Source organism: Sphingomonas citricola, assembly GCF_019429535.1.
Taxonomy (GTDB): domain Bacteria; phylum Pseudomonadota; class Alphaproteobacteria; order Sphingomonadales; family Sphingomonadaceae; genus Sphingomonas; species Sphingomonas citricola.
Map to the genome: position 1 here is coordinate 729,931 of NZ_JAHXZM010000001.1, position 15,516 is coordinate 745,446.

At 68.5% G+C, this 15,516-nt stretch carries 12 protein-coding genes; 9 read left to right on the forward strand and 3 right to left on the reverse strand.

What is annotated here, in order from left to right; translation table 11 throughout:
- Positions 1 to 34: 34 nt before the first annotated feature.
- The gene (locus KZ810_RS03730; RefSeq protein ID WP_308461476.1) at positions 35 to 904 is read right to left on the reverse strand and encodes an aspartyl/asparaginyl beta-hydroxylase domain-containing protein; all 870 of its coding nucleotides are present in this window, start codon (positions 902 to 904) and stop codon (positions 35 to 37) included.
- A gap of 210 nt (positions 905 to 1,114) precedes the next feature.
- Between KZ810_RS03730 and KZ810_RS03735 the strand changes: the two genes are divergently transcribed.
- Positions 1,115 to 4,066, forward strand: a complete 2,952-nt coding sequence (locus KZ810_RS03735; protein ID WP_219767615.1) for a M16 family metallopeptidase — start codon at positions 1,115 to 1,117, stop codon at positions 4,064 to 4,066.
- Positions 4,067 to 4,147: 81 nt separating this feature from the next.
- Here KZ810_RS03735 and KZ810_RS03740 read toward each other — a convergent pair whose 3' ends face one another.
- Complete coding sequence (locus KZ810_RS03740) at positions 4,148 to 5,899, reverse strand: AMP-dependent synthetase/ligase (protein ID WP_219767742.1); 1,752 nt, start codon at positions 5,897 to 5,899, stop codon at positions 4,148 to 4,150.
- A 239-nt stretch (positions 5,900 to 6,138) separates the two neighbouring features.
- Here KZ810_RS03740 and KZ810_RS03745 point away from each other — a divergent pair, with 239 nt between their 5' ends.
- Positions 6,139 to 7,953: a gamma-glutamyltransferase family protein gene (locus KZ810_RS03745; protein ID WP_219767616.1), complete on the forward strand. Its 1,815-nt coding sequence runs from the start codon at positions 6,139 to 6,141 to the stop codon at positions 7,951 to 7,953.
- On the opposite strand, the gene KZ810_RS03750 is transcribed toward KZ810_RS03745, so the two are convergent.
- The gene (locus KZ810_RS03750) at positions 7,882 to 8,922 is read right to left on the reverse strand and encodes a quinone-dependent dihydroorotate dehydrogenase (RefSeq protein ID WP_219767617.1); all 1,041 of its coding nucleotides are present in this window, start codon (positions 8,920 to 8,922) and stop codon (positions 7,882 to 7,884) included. The two genes, KZ810_RS03745 and KZ810_RS03750, sit on opposite strands and share 72 nt — an antisense overlap.
- 320 nt (positions 8,923 to 9,242) lie before the next feature.
- Between KZ810_RS03750 and KZ810_RS03755 the strand changes: the two genes are divergently transcribed.
- From KZ810_RS03755 to KZ810_RS03785, 7 genes are all read left to right on the forward strand, one after another.
- Entirely contained in the window at positions 9,243 to 9,683 is a 441-nt protein-coding gene (locus KZ810_RS03755) for an SUF system Fe-S cluster assembly regulator (protein WP_219767618.1), read from the forward strand.
- Positions 9,683 to 11,167, forward strand: a complete 1,485-nt coding sequence (sufB, locus tag KZ810_RS03760; RefSeq protein ID WP_219767619.1) for a Fe-S cluster assembly protein SufB — start codon at positions 9,683 to 9,685, stop codon at positions 11,165 to 11,167. Before KZ810_RS03755 ends, sufB begins: the two co-directional genes overlap by 1 nt.
- A 236-nt stretch (positions 11,168 to 11,403) precedes the next feature.
- Positions 11,404 to 12,147 (forward strand): Fe-S cluster assembly ATPase SufC, encoded by a 744-nt coding sequence (gene sufC / locus KZ810_RS03765; RefSeq protein WP_219767620.1) that lies wholly within the window; start codon positions 11,404 to 11,406, stop codon positions 12,145 to 12,147.
- A gap of 118 nt (positions 12,148 to 12,265) precedes the next feature.
- Positions 12,266 to 13,333 carry a SufD family Fe-S cluster assembly protein gene (locus tag KZ810_RS03770; protein ID WP_219767621.1) on the forward strand — a complete coding sequence of 356 codons (1,068 nt, stop codon included), beginning with the start codon at positions 12,266 to 12,268 and terminating at the stop codon, positions 13,331 to 13,333.
- Between the two features lie 131 nt (positions 13,334 to 13,464).
- Positions 13,465 to 14,676: a cysteine desulfurase gene (locus KZ810_RS03775; RefSeq protein WP_219767622.1), complete on the forward strand. Its 1,212-nt coding sequence runs from the start codon at positions 13,465 to 13,467 to the stop codon at positions 14,674 to 14,676.
- A complete protein-coding gene (locus tag KZ810_RS03780) occupies positions 14,673 to 15,131 on the forward strand; it encodes an SUF system Fe-S cluster assembly protein (protein ID WP_219767623.1) in 459 nt (152 codons plus the stop codon). Before KZ810_RS03775 ends, KZ810_RS03780 begins: the two co-directional genes overlap by 4 nt.
- 10 nt (positions 15,132 to 15,141) lie before the next feature.
- Positions 15,142 to 15,498, forward strand: coding sequence for a HesB/IscA family protein (locus KZ810_RS03785; RefSeq protein WP_219767624.1), 357 nt, complete (start codon positions 15,142 to 15,144; stop codon positions 15,496 to 15,498).
- The last annotated feature ends 18 nt before the right edge of the window (positions 15,499 to 15,516 follow it).

Consider the following 15,516-nt stretch of genomic DNA (forward strand, 5'->3'; position numbering starts at 1 on the left):
CGAAAGCGATCGTTTCAGCGCGCGTGCCCGGCCTTCACACGTCCAGCTGCTTCACCGCCGCATTCCACTTGGCGACGTTGTCGCGCGCCTCCTGCACGAACGCGCTGCGCTTGACGAAGCCGAGGAACAGGTCGGCGAACCACTTGCCCGGCTGGCGCAGCGGCCGCTCGAACTGGATCAGCAGCACGACCCGCGTGCTCTCGGTGTCGTTCCACACCTCGTGATCGTAGGTGTCGTCGAACACGAGCGTCTGCCCCTCCGACCAACGCACGACCCGGTCGTCGACGCGCATGCGGACGTCGCCGTCGCGCGGCACGATCAATCCCAGGTGACAGGTGATCAGCCCCTTGCTGACCCCGCGGTGCGCGGGAATGTGCGTGCCCGGTGCGAGGATCGAGAAGAAGGCGGAATTGAGCCCCGGTATCGCCTCGATCACCTGTTTGGTGCGCGGGCAGCGCGCCAGATTGTCGTGGATCGGATAGCCGTATCCCCACAGGAAGAACGACCGCCACTTGTTGACCTCCGCGATCGAGCGGTGGTCGGGCGAGATCGTCGCGAGGCTGGGTGCCGCGTTGCCGACGAGCGCGACCGCGGTCGCCTCGGCACGGATCGCCTGCCAGTGATCGCGCAGCCCTTGCGTCCACGCGAAATCGCGGACGTCGAGGACGGGGTCGTTGGGCACCAGCGACGATCCCGCGATCAAGCGGTCGAAGATACCGCGCAGATGCTTGCCGACGCGGATGATCAGCGGGCGGTTGCGCTCCGCCTGCATCGCTGCGCCCGCGGCGGGCGCGCCGGAGATGACGTTCAGGTTTGAAACGACCGTCGCCGTCGCCGTTGCGACCGTGCTGCGCTGCCACGTGCGGGGTTCGACGACCTTTTCTGCAATCATGGCAACGTCCACTGTTTCGCTCGATCCGCCCCGGTCATGCGCGTGTCCGGGGTCGCAGCGGTCTGCTACGCCGGCAACGCGACGAAATGATGGCATCGGTGCGGCGAAGCGTGAGCGACGGCGCGCGTGCGGGTAAGCATGTGTTTCCCCGCGGCTTATCGCGTGGGCCCGGCACAGTGCGGGCGTTGCGGACACGCGGCGGGGGGCCTACACACGGCGAATATGAGTCTTTCCGCACGCGCGCTGTCGAAGCCGCTCGTCGCCTTTCTCCTCGCCACCGCGCTCGTCCCGGCCGCCGCCGGGCAGCGCGTCGGGAACGGCAAGCCTGCTCCTGCGGTCAAGCCGTCGACGCCCGATGCGACCCCGGTCGACCCCGCCTCGGTGAAGGTCGATACCGCACCGTGGCTGTTCAAGGGATCGGACATCCCGCCCGATCCGGCGTGGTATTTCGGCCGCCTCCCCAACGGGCTCCGCTACGCGGTGCGCAAGAACGGCGTGCCGCCCGGCCAGGTCGCGGTCCGCGTCCGCATCGATGCCGGGTCGCTGTACGAGAAGGACGACGAACAGGGCTTCGCGCACCTGATCGAGCATCTGTCGTTCCGCGGTTCCAAATACGTGCCCGATGGTGAGGCGAAGCGCGTGTGGCAGCGCTTCGGCGCCACCTTCGGCTCGGACTCGAACGCGTCGACCACCCCGACGCAGACGGTCTACAAGCTCGATCTGCCGGGGGCCACGCAGGCGAACCTCGACGAGAGCCTCAAGATCTTCGCCGGCATGATGCAGGAGCCCGCGATCACCGCGCAGGGGCTTGCTGCCGAGCGTCCCGCGGTGCTCGCCGAACAGCGCGAGGCGCCGGGGCCGCAGGTCCGCTACGGCGACGCGCTGCGCCAGACCTTCTTCACGGGCCAACCGCTCGCCGACCGCTCGCCGATCGGGACGATCAAGACGCTGGAGGCGGCGACCCCGGCGGCGGTGCAGGCGTTCCATGACCGCTGGTATCGGCCGGAGAACACCGTCGTGATCTTGTCGGGCGACATCGACCCCGCGACCGCCGCGACGCTGATCGTCAAGAATTTCGCGAGCTGGACCGGCCACGGCCCGTCGGTGCCCGCGCCCGATTTCGGCAAGCCCGATCCCAAGGCCGCGCCGACCAAAACCGTGGTCGAACCGTCACTCCCCCCGATCGTCGCGACCGCGGTGCTGCGCCCGTGGGAATACCGCGACGACACGATCATCTTCAACCAGAAGCGGCTGGTCGATTTCGTCGCGCTGCGCGTCATCAACCGCCGGCTGGAAACGCGCGCGCGCGCCGGCGGCAGCTTCCTGCAAGCCTCGGTCAGCCTCGACGACGTGTCGCGTTCGGCGAACGGCACCTTCACCAACATCGTCCCGCTGGGCGATGACTGGGAAGCGGCGCTGAAAGACGTGCGCGCGGTGATCGCCGACGCGATGGCGACCGCGCCGACGCAAGCCGAGGTCGACCGCGAGCTGACCGAGTTCGACGCCGCGATGAAGAACGACGTCGCCACGTCGCGCGTCGAGGCGGGATCGAAACAGGCCGACGACATGGTCGGCGCGCTCGACATCCGTGAAACGGTCGCGGGGCCGGAGACGTCGTACAAGATCCTGCAGGACGCGCGCGCCAAAGGGTTCTTCACCCCCGCGGCGATGCTCGAATCGACCAATCGCCTGTTCAAGGGCGACGTGACCCGCGCGCTGCTTAACACGCGCACGCCCGACGCGGGCGCCGCTGCCAAGCTCGCCGCCGCGTTGAAGGCCGACGTGTCGAAGCTCGCGGGCAAGCGCAGCCAGCAGGCTGCGGTCGATTTCTCGAAGGTGCCCAAGCTCGGCGCTCCGGGGAAGGTGACCGCGCGCGCCACCGTCTCCGCCGATCCGGGGATCGAGCAGGTCACCTTCTCGAACGGCGTCCGCGCCTTGCTGTATCCGAACACGTCGGAGACGGGCCGCGTCTACGTCCGCGTGCGTTTCGGACGCGGCAATCTCGCGCTGCCGGGTGACAAGCCGACCGTCGCCTGGGCGGGCGACAACGCGCTGGTGGCGAGCGGGATCGGCAGGCTGCGGCAGGGCGATCTCGACCAGCTCACCGCCGGCCGCCGCATGGGGCTCGATTTCGATATCGGCGACGACGCGTTCACCTTCAGCGCGATCACGACGCCGGGCGATTATGCCGACAATCTGACGTTGATGGCCGCGAAGCTCGCCGCACCGGGCTGGGACCCGCAACCGGTTGCACGCGCGCGCGCCGCCGCGCTCGCGGGCTATGCCGGGCTGTCGTCATCGCCCGACGGCGTACTGTCGCGCGATCTCGAGCGGCTGCTGCGCGACGGCGACCCGCGCTGGGGCACGCCGACGCTCGCGCAGATCGAGGCGCTGAACGCGGCCGACTTCCGCCGCCTGTTCGAACCGCTGCTCGCGACCGGTCCGATCGAGGTTGACGTGTTCGGCGACGTGAAGGCGGACGAGGCGATCGCCGCGATCGCCAAGAGCTTCGGCGCGCTCAAGCCTCGTACCCCCGCACCGGTGAACGCCGCACCCATCCGCTTCCCCGCGCACAACACGACGCCGGTGCTGCTCACCCACGACGGCGCCGACACGCAGGCGGCGGCGGTGATCGCCTGGCCGACCGGCGGCGGCTCGGCCGACCACGCCGAGGCGCGCCGTCTCGACGTGCTTGCCGCGGTCTTCTCCGATCGCCTGTTCGAACGGCTTCGCTCGATCGCGGGCGCGAGCTATTCGCCCAGCGCGCAGAGCCAGTGGCCGACCGGGCTTCCCGGTGGCGGACGGCTCGTCGCGCTGGGACAGGTCGCACCCGACCGCGTGCCCTTATTCTTCCAGCTCTCGCGCCAGATCGCAGCCGAGCTCGTGTCGACCCCGATCGGTCCCGACGAGCTCAAGCGCACGATCGTCCCGATGCTGCAGTATATGTCGCGCGCGTCGTCGGGGAACCAGTTCTGGCTGATGCAGATGCAGGGCGGCAGCTACGATCCCAAACGGCTCGAGGCGACGCAGAGCATCGTCACCGACATGACGAGCATCACCCCCGAACTGCTACAGGCGACCGCCGCCAAATACCTGCGCCCGGAAAAAGACTGGACGCTCGCGGTCATGCCGAAGGCGGCGACGGCTCCCGCTGCGGCTAACGGCGCGAAATAACAGGAGGCGGGTCGCGCCTATCGATGAGAGCGCGCCGACAAAGCGGGCGAGGCAACGGCCTCGCCATGTCTCAGCCCCGGTTCAACTCTTGTACAATCCCTCCAGCCGTTCGCCGTAGATCTGGCGCAGCACGTGGCGGCGGATCTTCAGGCTCGGGGTCAGCTGCTCGTTCTCGATCGTGAACGGCTCGTCCGCGATTACCCAGCGGCGGACGCGTTCGATCACCGACAGATCGCGGTTGGTGCGGTCGACTGCCTTTTGCAGCGCGGCGCGGTAATCCTGGTTGTCGATCAGGCCCTTGTACCCGCCCGACACGCCGTTGGCGCGCGCCCAGTCCTGCGTCCATTCGGCATCGGGCACCAGCACCGCGACCATGTGCGGCTTGCGGTCGCCCGTGATCATCGCCTGCGCGATCTCGGGCTGGAGCGTCAGCATCCCCTCGACCTTGGCGGGGGCGACATTGTCGCCCTTGTCGTTGATGATCAGGTCTTTCTTGCGGTCGGTGATGCGGATGCGGCCGGCGGCGTCGATCTCGCCGATGTCGCCGGTGTGTAGCCAGCCGTCGTGGAGCACGCGCGCGGTCTCCGCCGGGTTGCGCCAATAACCGTGCATCACGAGTTCGCCCTTGACGAGGATCTCGCCGTCCTCCGCGATCCGCACCTCGGTCGCGTCTAGCGCGGGGCCGACCCCGTCCATCGTCACGCCCGCCGACGGCCGGTTGCACGAGATCACCGGCGCCGCTTCGGTCTGGCCGTAGCCTTGCAGGAAGGTGAGGCCGAGCGACTGGAAGAACACGCCGACCTCGGGCGTCAGCGGCGCGCCGCCCGAGATCATCGCCTTGATCCGGCCGCCGAATTTCTTCGCGATCTTGGGCTTGAACAATGCGTCGACCAGCAGCGCCTTGGGCCGGTCGGCGAGGCGCAGCGTGCCCGCGTACCGCTTGGCACCGATATCGAGCGCGGCGGCGAGCAGCCGTGCGGACATGCCGCCCTGTTTCTCGATCGCCTTCGAGATCCGCGTGCGGAGCACCTCGAACAGCCGCGGCACGACGAACATGATCGTCGGGCGCACCTCCTCGATGTTCGCCGCGAGCTTCTCGATCCCCTCGGCATAATAGATCTGCCCGCCCATCCCGATCGGGAAATGCTGCCCGCCGGTGTGCTCGTACGCGTGGCTGAGCGGAAGGAACGACAGGAACACCTCGTCACCCCAGCCGAAATCCTCCGCGACGACCGCCGAGCAGCCCGCGACATTGTGCAGGATCGCGCCGTGGTGCTGCATCACCCCGCGCGGCGCCCCGCCGGTGCCGGAGGTGTAGATGATGCAGGCGAGGTCCTCGCGCGCGAAATCCGCCTTGGTGCGCGCGTCCTCGATCGTGGCCGGGTGTGTGTCGATCAGCGTCTGCCAGTCGTAGACGTCGAACGGCGTCTGCCCCAGCCGGACGGGGTCGATCCCGATCAGGATCTGCGGCTGGATCGAGCGCAGGATCGCGGGCATCAGCGTCTTGGCGAGCTTGTCGGTCGAGACGATCACCGCCTTCGCGCCCGAATTCTCGATTATGTGGGTGTGATCGCGCTCGGTGTTGGTGGTGTAGGTCGGCACCGTCACCGCGCCCGCCGCCATGATCGCGAGGTCGGACAGGCACCATTCGGGTCGGTTCTCGCTCACCAGCATGACGCGGTCGCCGCGCTCCACCCCGATCGCGGTCAGGGCCGCGGCGAGGCGCGCGACCTTTTCCGCCGCCGCGCGCCACGTGATCGCGGTCCAGGCACCGTCGCGCTTTGCCCAAAGGAACGGCGCGTCGCCCTTCTCGGCCGCGCGGGTGAAGAACATCGCGACCAGATTGGGGAAATGCTCAAGCCTGCGTGTCACCGATCATCCTCCCATGCGCGGCCCCCTGCGCCGCATCACCGCCTCGCTCTAGGGGTAGGTGCCCGGCGACGCTAGTGTGCCGGGGGACCGGCAGCGGCGATCGGGGGTTCGGCCTTCGCCGGGAACGCGGCGGCGGTCGTGCGACGCTCACCCCGACACCCGCCGTGGACGCGTCGATCCGCGGACGTTATCGCCGACCCATGCGCTCCCGTCTGCTCGCCGCCGCCACGTTCCTTCTCGCGTCGTGCGCGCCGCTGCCGCCAGGCGTCCAGCGCGCCGCGCCCGATACGATCGCGGCACCGCGCACGCCCGGTTTCGTCGTCGCGGCCAATCCGCTCGCGGTCGATGCCGGGATGGCGGTGCTGCGGCGCGGCGGCAGCGCGGTCGACGCCGCGATCGCGGTGCAGGCGATGCTGTCGCTGGTCGAGCCGCAGAGTTCGGGGATCGGCGGCGGCGCGTTCATGACCTATTACGACGCGGGTTTGCGCGACGTGACGGTGTACGATGGCCGCGAGGTCGCGCCCGCGGGCGCCACGCCCGACATGTTCCTCGACCCCGCGACCGGACAGCCGCTGCCGTTCGCGCAGGCCGTCCTGTCGGGGCGTGCAACCGGGGTGCCGGGTGCGGTCGCGATGCTCGCCGAGGCGCATCGCCGCCACGGTGCGCTCGCGTGGAACGTCCTGTTCGACGACGCGCAGCGGACCGCGCGCGACGGCTTCGTCGTCTCGCCGCGGCTCGCGCACATGCTGCAAGGCAGCTATGCCGAACTGTCCGCGCCCGACGTGCAGCATTATTTCGCGCGCGCGGGCGGGGGGCTGCTCCAGGCGGGTGACCGCTTGCGCAATCCCGCCTACGCCGACTTCCTGACCCGCCTCGCCGCGCAGGGACCCGCCGCGCTCTACCGTGGCGAAACCGCGCGCCGGATCGTCGCGCGCGTGCGGGCGGCGCCTTTACCCGGCAGCCTGAGCGAAGCCGATCTCGCCGCCTACGCGCCCGTCGCGCGCGCGCCGGTGTGCGGCGCGTGGCGGGTGTACCGCGTCTGCGCGGCGCCGCCGCCCGCGAGCGGGGTCGGGCTGATCGAGCTGCTCGGCCTGCTCGAGCGTACCGACATCGCGAAGCGCGCGCCGAACGATCCGCAAGGATGGTACCTCTTCGCCGAGGCGAGCCGGCTGATGTACGCCGATCGCGACCGCTACGTCGCCGACCCCGCATTCGTGCGGGTACCCGTCGCGGGGATGATCGAGCCCGCTTATCTCGACGCGCGCGCGCGATTGATCGGTCCGCGCGCCGGCCCCGCACCGGTGGCGGGCACGCCGCGCGGTGCGCCGGCGGCGGCGCCCGACGCGACGCGCGAGCCCGCCGGCACCTCGCACTTCATCGTCGGCGATGGGGCGGGCAACGTCGTGTCGATGACGACGACCGTCGAATCGATCTTCGGCTCGGGGCGGATGGTCGACGGCTTCTTTCTCAACAATCAGATGACCGATTTCTCGTTCGCGCCGCGCAACGTGGACGGTCGCGTCGCGGTCAACGCGGTCGCGCCGGGGAAGCGCCCGCGCTCGTCGATGACGCCGCTCGTCCTGCTCGACCGCGAGGGCCGCTTCGCCGGCGCGATCGGATCGGCGGGCGGCAACGCGATCCTCGCCTATGTCGCCAAGTCGCTCGTCGCCGCGGTCGACTGGAACCTGCCGACGCAGCAGGCGCTCGCGCAGCCCAATCTCGTCGCGCGCGGGGACGCGTTCCAGGGCGAAGTGACCAAATTCTCGCCGCCGGTGCTCGCCGGCCTCGCCGCGCGCGGCGTCGCGCTCAAGCCGGGGCAGGGCGAGGATTCGGGCGTCCACGCGATGATTGTGCGCGCGGGCAATCGCTACGACGGCGGCTACGATCCGCGCCGCGAGGGCAAGGTGGTGGTCGAGGCAGTGCCTGCGCCGCGGATCAGGGGGTCAGTCGCCCGCCCCGACCGCACCCGCCCCGACCGCGTCCGCGACACACGCGAACCCGTCGCGGCGCAGTAACACGTCGAGTTGACGCAGGATGCGCGCGGGCAAGCCGGGCCCGCCGTAGACCATCGCCGAGTAGAGCTGCACCAAACTCGCGCCCAGGCGGATGCGCGCATAGGCTTCCGCACCCGTGTCGATGCCGCCCACCGCGATCAGCGGCAGTTCTGCACCCGTCGCGCGGCGGAAATCGCGCAATCGTTTGCGCGCCAGCGCACGCAGCGGCGCGCCCGACAGCCCGCCCGTCTCGCCCTTGTGGCGCGAGACGAGCGCGGGCCGCGACACGGTGGTGTTCCCCATGATCAGCGCATCGACCCCGCCCTCGATCGCCGCGCGCGCGACGTCGTCGATCTGCGCCGGGGTCAGGTCGGGTGCGACCTTCAGGAACAGCGGCGTCGCCCCCTTCGCTGCGCCCGCGGCCGCGAGCAGGTCGCGCAGCGCCGCGCCTTCTTGAAGGTCGCGCAGCCCCGGCGTGTTGGGGGAACTGATGTTGATAGTGACGTAATCGGCGACGCGCGCCGCCGCGGTCACCCCGGTCACGTAATCCGCGACGCGGTCGGCCGCATCCTTGTTTGCGCCGACGTTGATGCCCAGTACGCCGCCGCGCTTCGCCGCCGCCGCGCGCGCGATGCCCGCTGCCTGTCCGCCGTTGTTGAACCCGAAGCGATTGATGACGCCGCCGTCCTCCTCCAGCCGGAACAGCCGCGGCTTCGCATTGCCCGGCTGCGGCAGCGGGGTAAGCGTGCCGACCTCGACCGCGCCGAACCCGAGCGCGAACCAGCCCGGGATCGCGCGCGCGTCCTTGTCGACCCCCGCGGCGAGGCCGAGCGGGTTGGCGAAGGTCAACCCCGCGACCCGTGTTTCCAGCCGGGGCACGCGCGGCCGCATCGGTGCACCGGTCGCGCCCCAGGCGGACAGCAGTCGCACCGCGGCCACATGGGCTCGTTCGGCGTCGAGCAGGCGGAGCAGGCGCATCGTATCGGGCATGGCGCGCTTCTTCGCCGATCACGCCCGCGCGATCAAACCGGCATTTCGCCGCGCGATCTGTAAGGAACGACCGCACAGGCGTTGCTTCCGTCCAATACTTCCGCTCGCGACCGTGCTCAAAGGGGGCTGCGACCCGAAGGGCTTCGTTCCGCGACGCCCTTGCACTCAGGCCCGGCACTCCCGCCGGGCTTTTTTTCGTCGACGCGCGGTCGATCACGGTCATCGAGCTTTTCGCACCGCAGCATCGGCTTGATTTTCGTTCACCCGCGCGCCATCTGCCAATCGGAACAATCCGCTCCGATTTGAGAATTATTCGCAACATGCGCCTGTCATCACTCACCGATTACGCCGTCGTGCTGCTCACCGCAGCTGCGCGTCATTGCGGTGGTGTGGCGCGATTGAACGCGACGCTCTTGTCGGAGGAGACTGGCGTGCCGCTGCCGACCGCGCAGAAGCTCGTCAGTCGCCTGTCCGCTGCAGGGTTGATCGACAGCGTGCGCGGCACCGGCGGCGGCTTCCGGCTGGCACGGCCGCCGTCCGCGATCACGATCGCCGACGTGGTCGAGGCGGTCGAGGGGCCGATCGTCATGACCGCCTGCGTCGACGCGGGCGACCACGATTGCAACCTCTCCGGCGCGTGTCGCGTCAAGCCGCACTGGAACGCGGTCAACGAAGCGGTGCGCGGCGCACTCGCGGGCGTCACGCTCGCGCAACTCGCGGTCGAGCCCGCTCCCCCAACTCCCACGAAGGTGCTGGCATAATGGCCACCAAGAACGCCGAAGCCTATGCGGCCGTCTCCAAGACGTACGAGTGGGGCTTTTCCTCCGACATCGAGCAGGACTTCGCGCCCAAGGGGCTGAGCGAGGACACCGTCCGCTACATCTCCGCCAAGAAGGGCGAGCCCGAGTGGATGCTTGACTGGCGGCTGAAGGCGTATGCGCGCTGGCTCGAGATGGAGGCACCCGACTGGTCGAAGCTCAACATCGCGCCGATCGACTATCAGGACGCTTATTATTACGCCGAGCCCAAGGCGAAGCCCAAGCTCGGTTCGCTCGACGAAGTCGACCCCGAGATCCTGCGCGTTTATGAGAAGCTTGGCATTCCGATCGCCGAGCAGAAGATGCTCGCGGGCGTCGAGGAGCGTGACGAGAACGGCGAGCCCAAGCGCCGCGTCGCGGTCGACGCGGTGTTCGACAGCGTCTCGGTCGCGACCACGTTCCGCAAGGAGCTGGAGGCCGCGGGCGTCATCTTCCGCTCGATCTCGGAAGCGATCCGCGAGTACCCGGACCTGGTACGCAAGTGGCTCGGCAAGGTCGTGCCGCAGCACGACAATTATTTCGCGACTTTGAACTCCGCGGTCTTCTCCGACGGCACGTTTGTCTACATTCCCGAGGGCGTCCGCTGCCCGATGGAATTGTCGACCTATTTCCGCATCAACGCGGAGAATACGGGCCAGTTCGAGCGCACGCTGATCGTCGCCGACAAGGGCAGCTACGTGTCGTACCTCGAGGGCTGCACCGCCCCGATGCGCGACGAGAACCAGCTTCACGCCGCCGTCGTCGAACTCGTCGCGTTGGACGATGCCGAGATCAAATATTCGACCGTTCAGAACTGGTATCCCGGCGACGAGAACGGCGTCGGCGGCATCTACAATTTCGTGACCAAGCGCGCGCTCTGCCAGGGCAAGAACAGCAAGGTGTCGTGGACGCAGGTCGAGACCGGCTCGGCCGTCACGTGGAAATATCCGTCGTGCGTGCTCGCGGGCGAGAACAGCGTCGGCGAATTCTACTCGGTCGCGGTGACCAACAATCGCCAGCAGGCCGACACCGGCACCAAGATGATTCATCTGGGGAAGGGCAGCCGCTCGACCATCGTGTCGAAGGGGATCAGCGCGGGGCGCAGCGACAACACCTATCGCGGGCTCGTCCGCGTCGCGCCGACCGCGGAAGGCGTGCGCAACTTCACCCAGTGCGACAGCCTGCTGCTCGGCGATCAGTGCGGCGCGCACACGATCCCCTATATCGAGGTGCGCAATCCCAGCGCGCAGATCGAGCACGAGGCGACCACCTCGAAGATCAGCGAGGATCAGCTCTTCTACGCGATGAGCCGCGGGCTCGATCAGGAGGCGGCGGTCGCGCTGATCGTCAACGGTTTCGCGCGCGAGGTGCTGCAGCAACTCCCGATGGAGTTCGCCGTCGAGGCGCAGAAGCTGCTGGGAATCTCGCTTGAGGGTAGTGTGGGGTGATCGTCGCGGCGCTGTACATTTTGTTCTTTGCCGGTGCGGCAAGTTTCATGTGGTGGCGCTTCTATGTGTCGGCGCGTGACAAAGTCGCTACTGTTAAATGGGCTAGATACCGGCGATCCCATGAGCCAGTCACCTATTGGCTTTCGACTTCGCTGATGGCGTTCAGTGCATTGCTGACATCCTCGATAGCTCTCGTGTTTGGGTACTTCTTGTTCGCCGGCTTCATTGGATAAAACATGCTCAAGATTGAAAACCTCCACGCCGAGATTGACGGCAAGCCGATCCTCAAGGGCCTTTCGCTCGAAGTGAACGCGGGGGAGATCCACGCGATCATGGGGCCGAACGGCGCGGGCAAGTCGACGCTCGGCTACGTGCTGGGCGGCCGGCCCGGTTATGAGGTGACCGAAGGCTCGATCACCTTCGACGGCCATGATTTGCTCGATATGGAACCGCACGAGCGCGCCGCCGCTGGAGTGTTCCTGGGCTTTCAGTACCCGGTCGAGATCCCCGGCGTGTCGAACGTCCAGTTTCTGCGCGAGAGTCTGAATGCGCAGCGTAGCAGCCGCGACGAGAAGCCGCTGTCGGGTGCCGAGTTCCTGAAGCTCGCCCGCGCGGAGGCCGCGCGGCTGGAGATGGACGCCGAGATGCTCAAGCGCCCGGTCAACGTCGGCTTCTCGGGCGGCGAGAAGAAGCGCAACGAGATGGTGCAGATGGGGATCATCAGCCCGAAGTTTGCGATCCTCGACGAAACCGACTCTGGACTCGACATCGACGCGCTTCGCATCGTCGGCGATGGTATCAACCGCATCATGCGCCAGCCCGACAAGTCGGTGCTGCTCATCACCCATTATCAGCGGCTGCTCGATTACGTGAAGCCCGACGTCGTCCACGTCCTCGCCGACGGCCGCATCACCCGCACCGGCGGCCCCGAACTCGCGCAGCAGCTCGAGCGCGAAGGTTACGCGGAGGTGATAGCATGAATATCCTCCCCGGCACGGGGAGGGGGACCGGCGAAGCCGGTGGAGGGGGAGCGCCGCGAGCGCACCGCCTGCTGCACGCTCCCTCGATCAACCCGCTCCCCGCAGCGGAGACGATCCGATGACCACCCTCCAACTCCCCTCCAACCGCGCAGAGGCGTGGCGTTGGGCCGATCTCGGCGCGCTCTCCGCCGCCGCGGCGATGGCGCCGGTGGCGCGGCCCGAGCATGACTTCCTCGACCTACCCGGTGCACGGCTGCTGTTCGTCGACGGCGTGCTCGATGAAGGCGCCTCGACGCTCGGCGCAGTGACGCTGGGCGAGGTGGCGGGGAGTGACCACGCGCTCGGTCGCCACGCGCGCAAGGGCTGGTCGCTCCGTCTGGACGCGCAGGCCGCCGCCGACCCGGTCCAGATCGTCCATGTCGCGACGGCGGGCGAAAACCACTTGGCGGCCGAGATCGTGCTCGCCGAGGATGCGGTCGGCGAAGTGGTCGAGACGTTCGTCGGCGCCGGCTGGGCCAACCGCTACACCCGCACCCGTCTCGGCAAGGGTGCTCGCCTGATGCGCAGCGTTCGCCTGCTCCAGCCCGCGGGCTTCGCGTCGCTGCGCGAGGAGGCCGACGTGGGCGAGGCCGCGAGCCTCGTCACCACCTTTCTGGGTGCGGGCGGGCAGGGCAGCCGCGTCGACGCGCAACTGACGATGTCGGGTGAGAACGCGTTCGCCGAGTACGGCGGCGCGCTGCTGACGAGCGAAACCCAGGCGCAGGAATGCGCCGTCCGCGTCAACCATGCGCAGCCGAACGGCTCATCGCGTCAGGTGTGGCGCGCGGTCGCCGCGGACCGGAGCCGTGCGAGCCTCGCCGCCGCGGTCGAGGTCGCGCGCCACGCGCAGAAGACCGATGGCGAGCAATCGCTTCGCGGCCTGCTGCTTCACCGTACCGCGACGGTGAACTTGAAGCCCGAGCTCGAGATCTTCGCCGACGACGTGAAGTGCGCACACGGCGCGACGGTGGGCGAGCTCGATCCGCGCGCGCTGTTCTACATGCAGAGCCGCGGCATCCCGCGCGCGCGCGCGCAGGCGATCCTCACCCACGCCTTCGTCGCCGACGTGCTGGAGCGGATCGGGAACGAGACGGTCCGCACCGCCTTCGAGCGCGACGCCGACGCCTGGCTCGACGCCGCGCTGTGACGACGCGCGCGCCTGTGCTGTCCTACACCGGCAGCGTCGCCTACGCGTCGGCACAGGCGTCGCGCCCGAACCTCCTCGCGCGCGCACATGCGTAGGGGTGCGACCTTAGTGACTTTCCAGCAGGTGCCGGCATGACCACGATCACCCAGGAACGCCCGCTCGACACGGTCGCCGACTTCCCCGCGATCCCCGATGGCTGGGCCTATCTCGACACCGCCGCCACGTCGCAAAAACCACAGGCGGTGATCGACGCGATCACCCGCGGCTACGGCGAGACCTACGCGACGGTCCACCGCGGCGTGTATCAGCGCAGCGCCGACATGACGCTCGCCTACGAGGCCGCGCGCGACCGCGTCGCCTCCTTCATCGGTGGCAAGTCCGAGGAGATCGTCTTCGTTCGCGGCGCGACCGAGGGGATCAACCTCGTCGCGCATTCCTGGGTTTCTCAGCAGTTGAAGGCGGGCGACCGCATCCTGCTGTCGCAGCTCGAACACCACAGCAACATCGTGCCGTGGCAGATCGCGGCCGAGCGCGTCGGTGCCGCGATTGATGTGATCCCGCTGACCGAGGATCACCGCATCGACCTCGACGCGATGGCGGCGATGATCACGCCGGCGCACAAGTTCGTCGCGCTCGCGCACGTCTCGAACGTGCTCGGTTCCGTCCTCGATGCCGTTCGCGCAAGCGAGATCGCGCATTCGGTGGGTGCCAAGATCCTGATCGACGGCTGCCAGTCGGTGCCGCGTATGGCGGTCGACGTCGCCGCGATCGGCTGCGACTTCTACGTCTTTTCGGGCCACAAGCTCTACGGTCCTACCGGCATCGGCGTGCTGTGGGGCAGGGGTGATCTGCTGAACCAGATGCCGCCGTACCAGGGTGGCGGCTCGATGATCGACCGCGTCTCGTTCGAGCGCTCGACCTACGCACCTGCGCCGACCCGCTTCGAGGCGGGCACGCCGCACATCGTCGGCGCGCTCGGCCTGCACGCCGCGATCGATTACGTGTCGGCGATCGGGCTCGACCGCATTCACGCGCATGAGGCGGCGCTGGTCGCCGACACGCGTGCCGCGCTGTCGCACCTCAATTCGGTTCGCGTGTTCGGCCCCGCCGATTCCGCGGGCATCGTCTCCTTCGCGATGGAGGGGGTGCATCCGCACGACATCGGCACCATCTTGGACGAGAGCCGGGTCGCGATCCGCGCCGGGCATCACTGCGCGCAGCCGCTGATGGCGAGCCTGGGCGTCGATGCCACCGCGCGGGTCAGCTTCGGTGTCTACAACGGTCCCGGGGACGTCGAGGCATTGGTCGCCGGCATGGAACGGGTGAAGAGGATTTTTGGATGAGCGATCCCGATCGGATCGAAGTGGAAGAGGTCGACGCGGTTGCAGCCCCGCCGCGCGCACGCGTCGAGGACGCGAAGGAACCGCGCGAGCGCGATTACCTGACCGGCTTCCTCCAGCAAAAGCCCGCGGGCGACAAGCCCGGCGAGCCCGGCGGCGCGCTCTACGAAGCCGTGATCGACGCGCTCAAGGACATTTTCGACCCCGAAATCCCGGTCAACATCTACGACCTCGGGTTGATCTACGGCGTCGAGGTGACCGACGAGGGGCAGGCGATCGTCACCATGACGCTCACCACCCCGCATTGCCCGGTCGCCGAATCGATGCCTGCCGAGGTCGAGATGCGCGTCGCCGCCGTCCCCGGCATCGCGTTCGCCGACGTCAATCTCGTCTGGGATCCGCCGTGGGATCCGCAGAAGATGTCGGACGATGCCAAGCTCGAACTCGGTATGTTGTGAGGGCTCCGCGATGACCGACCTAAAGACGCGCGCGCGTCCCGCCGCGCTCAATCTCACCCCGACGGCCGAGGCACGGATCGCGTCGCTGATGGCGCGCGCGCCTGTGGACGCGATCGGGGTCAAACTGTCGACCCCGCGCCGCGGATGTTCCGGTCTCGCCTATTCGGTCGACTACGTCACCGAGGCGAAGCCGTTCGACGAGAAGATCGAGACCCCCGGCGGCACGCTCTGGGTCGATGGCGGATCGATCCTGTACCTGATCGGCTCGACGATGGACTGGGTCGAGGACGATTTCACCGCGGGCTTCGTGTTCAACAATCCCAATGCCAAGGGCGCGTGCGGCTGCGGCGAGAGCTTCACCGTGTAAGGGTTTTTCCCTCCGACT

What these genes read in the sequence shown, in the direction of transcription:
- KZ810_RS03735 (WP_219767615.1), top strand. Translation starts at nt 1,115, where the DNA reads ATGAGTCTTTCCGCACGCGCGCTGTCGAAGCCGCTCGTCGCCTTTCTC.
- KZ810_RS03740 (WP_219767742.1), bottom strand. Translation starts at nt 5,899, where the DNA reads ATGTTCTTCACCCGCGCGGCCGAGAAGGGCGACGCGCCGTTCCTTTGG.
- KZ810_RS03745 (WP_219767616.1), top strand. Translation starts at nt 6,139, where the DNA reads ATGCGCTCCCGTCTGCTCGCCGCCGCCACGTTCCTTCTCGCGTCGTGC.
- KZ810_RS03750 (WP_219767617.1), bottom strand. Translation starts at nt 8,922, where the DNA reads ATGCCCGATACGATGCGCCTGCTCCGCCTGCTCGACGCCGAACGAGCC.
- KZ810_RS03755 (WP_219767618.1), top strand. Translation starts at nt 9,243, where the DNA reads ATGCGCCTGTCATCACTCACCGATTACGCCGTCGTGCTGCTCACCGCA.
- sufB (WP_219767619.1), top strand. Translation starts at nt 9,683, where the DNA reads ATGGCCACCAAGAACGCCGAAGCCTATGCGGCCGTCTCCAAGACGTAC.
- sufC (WP_219767620.1), top strand. Translation starts at nt 11,404, where the DNA reads ATGCTCAAGATTGAAAACCTCCACGCCGAGATTGACGGCAAGCCGATC.
- KZ810_RS03770 (WP_219767621.1), top strand. Translation starts at nt 12,266, where the DNA reads ATGACCACCCTCCAACTCCCCTCCAACCGCGCAGAGGCGTGGCGTTGG.
- KZ810_RS03775 (WP_219767622.1), top strand. Translation starts at nt 13,465, where the DNA reads ATGACCACGATCACCCAGGAACGCCCGCTCGACACGGTCGCCGACTTC.
- KZ810_RS03780 (WP_219767623.1), top strand. Translation starts at nt 14,673, where the DNA reads ATGAGCGATCCCGATCGGATCGAAGTGGAAGAGGTCGACGCGGTTGCA.
- KZ810_RS03785 (WP_219767624.1), top strand. Translation starts at nt 15,142, where the DNA reads ATGACCGACCTAAAGACGCGCGCGCGTCCCGCCGCGCTCAATCTCACC.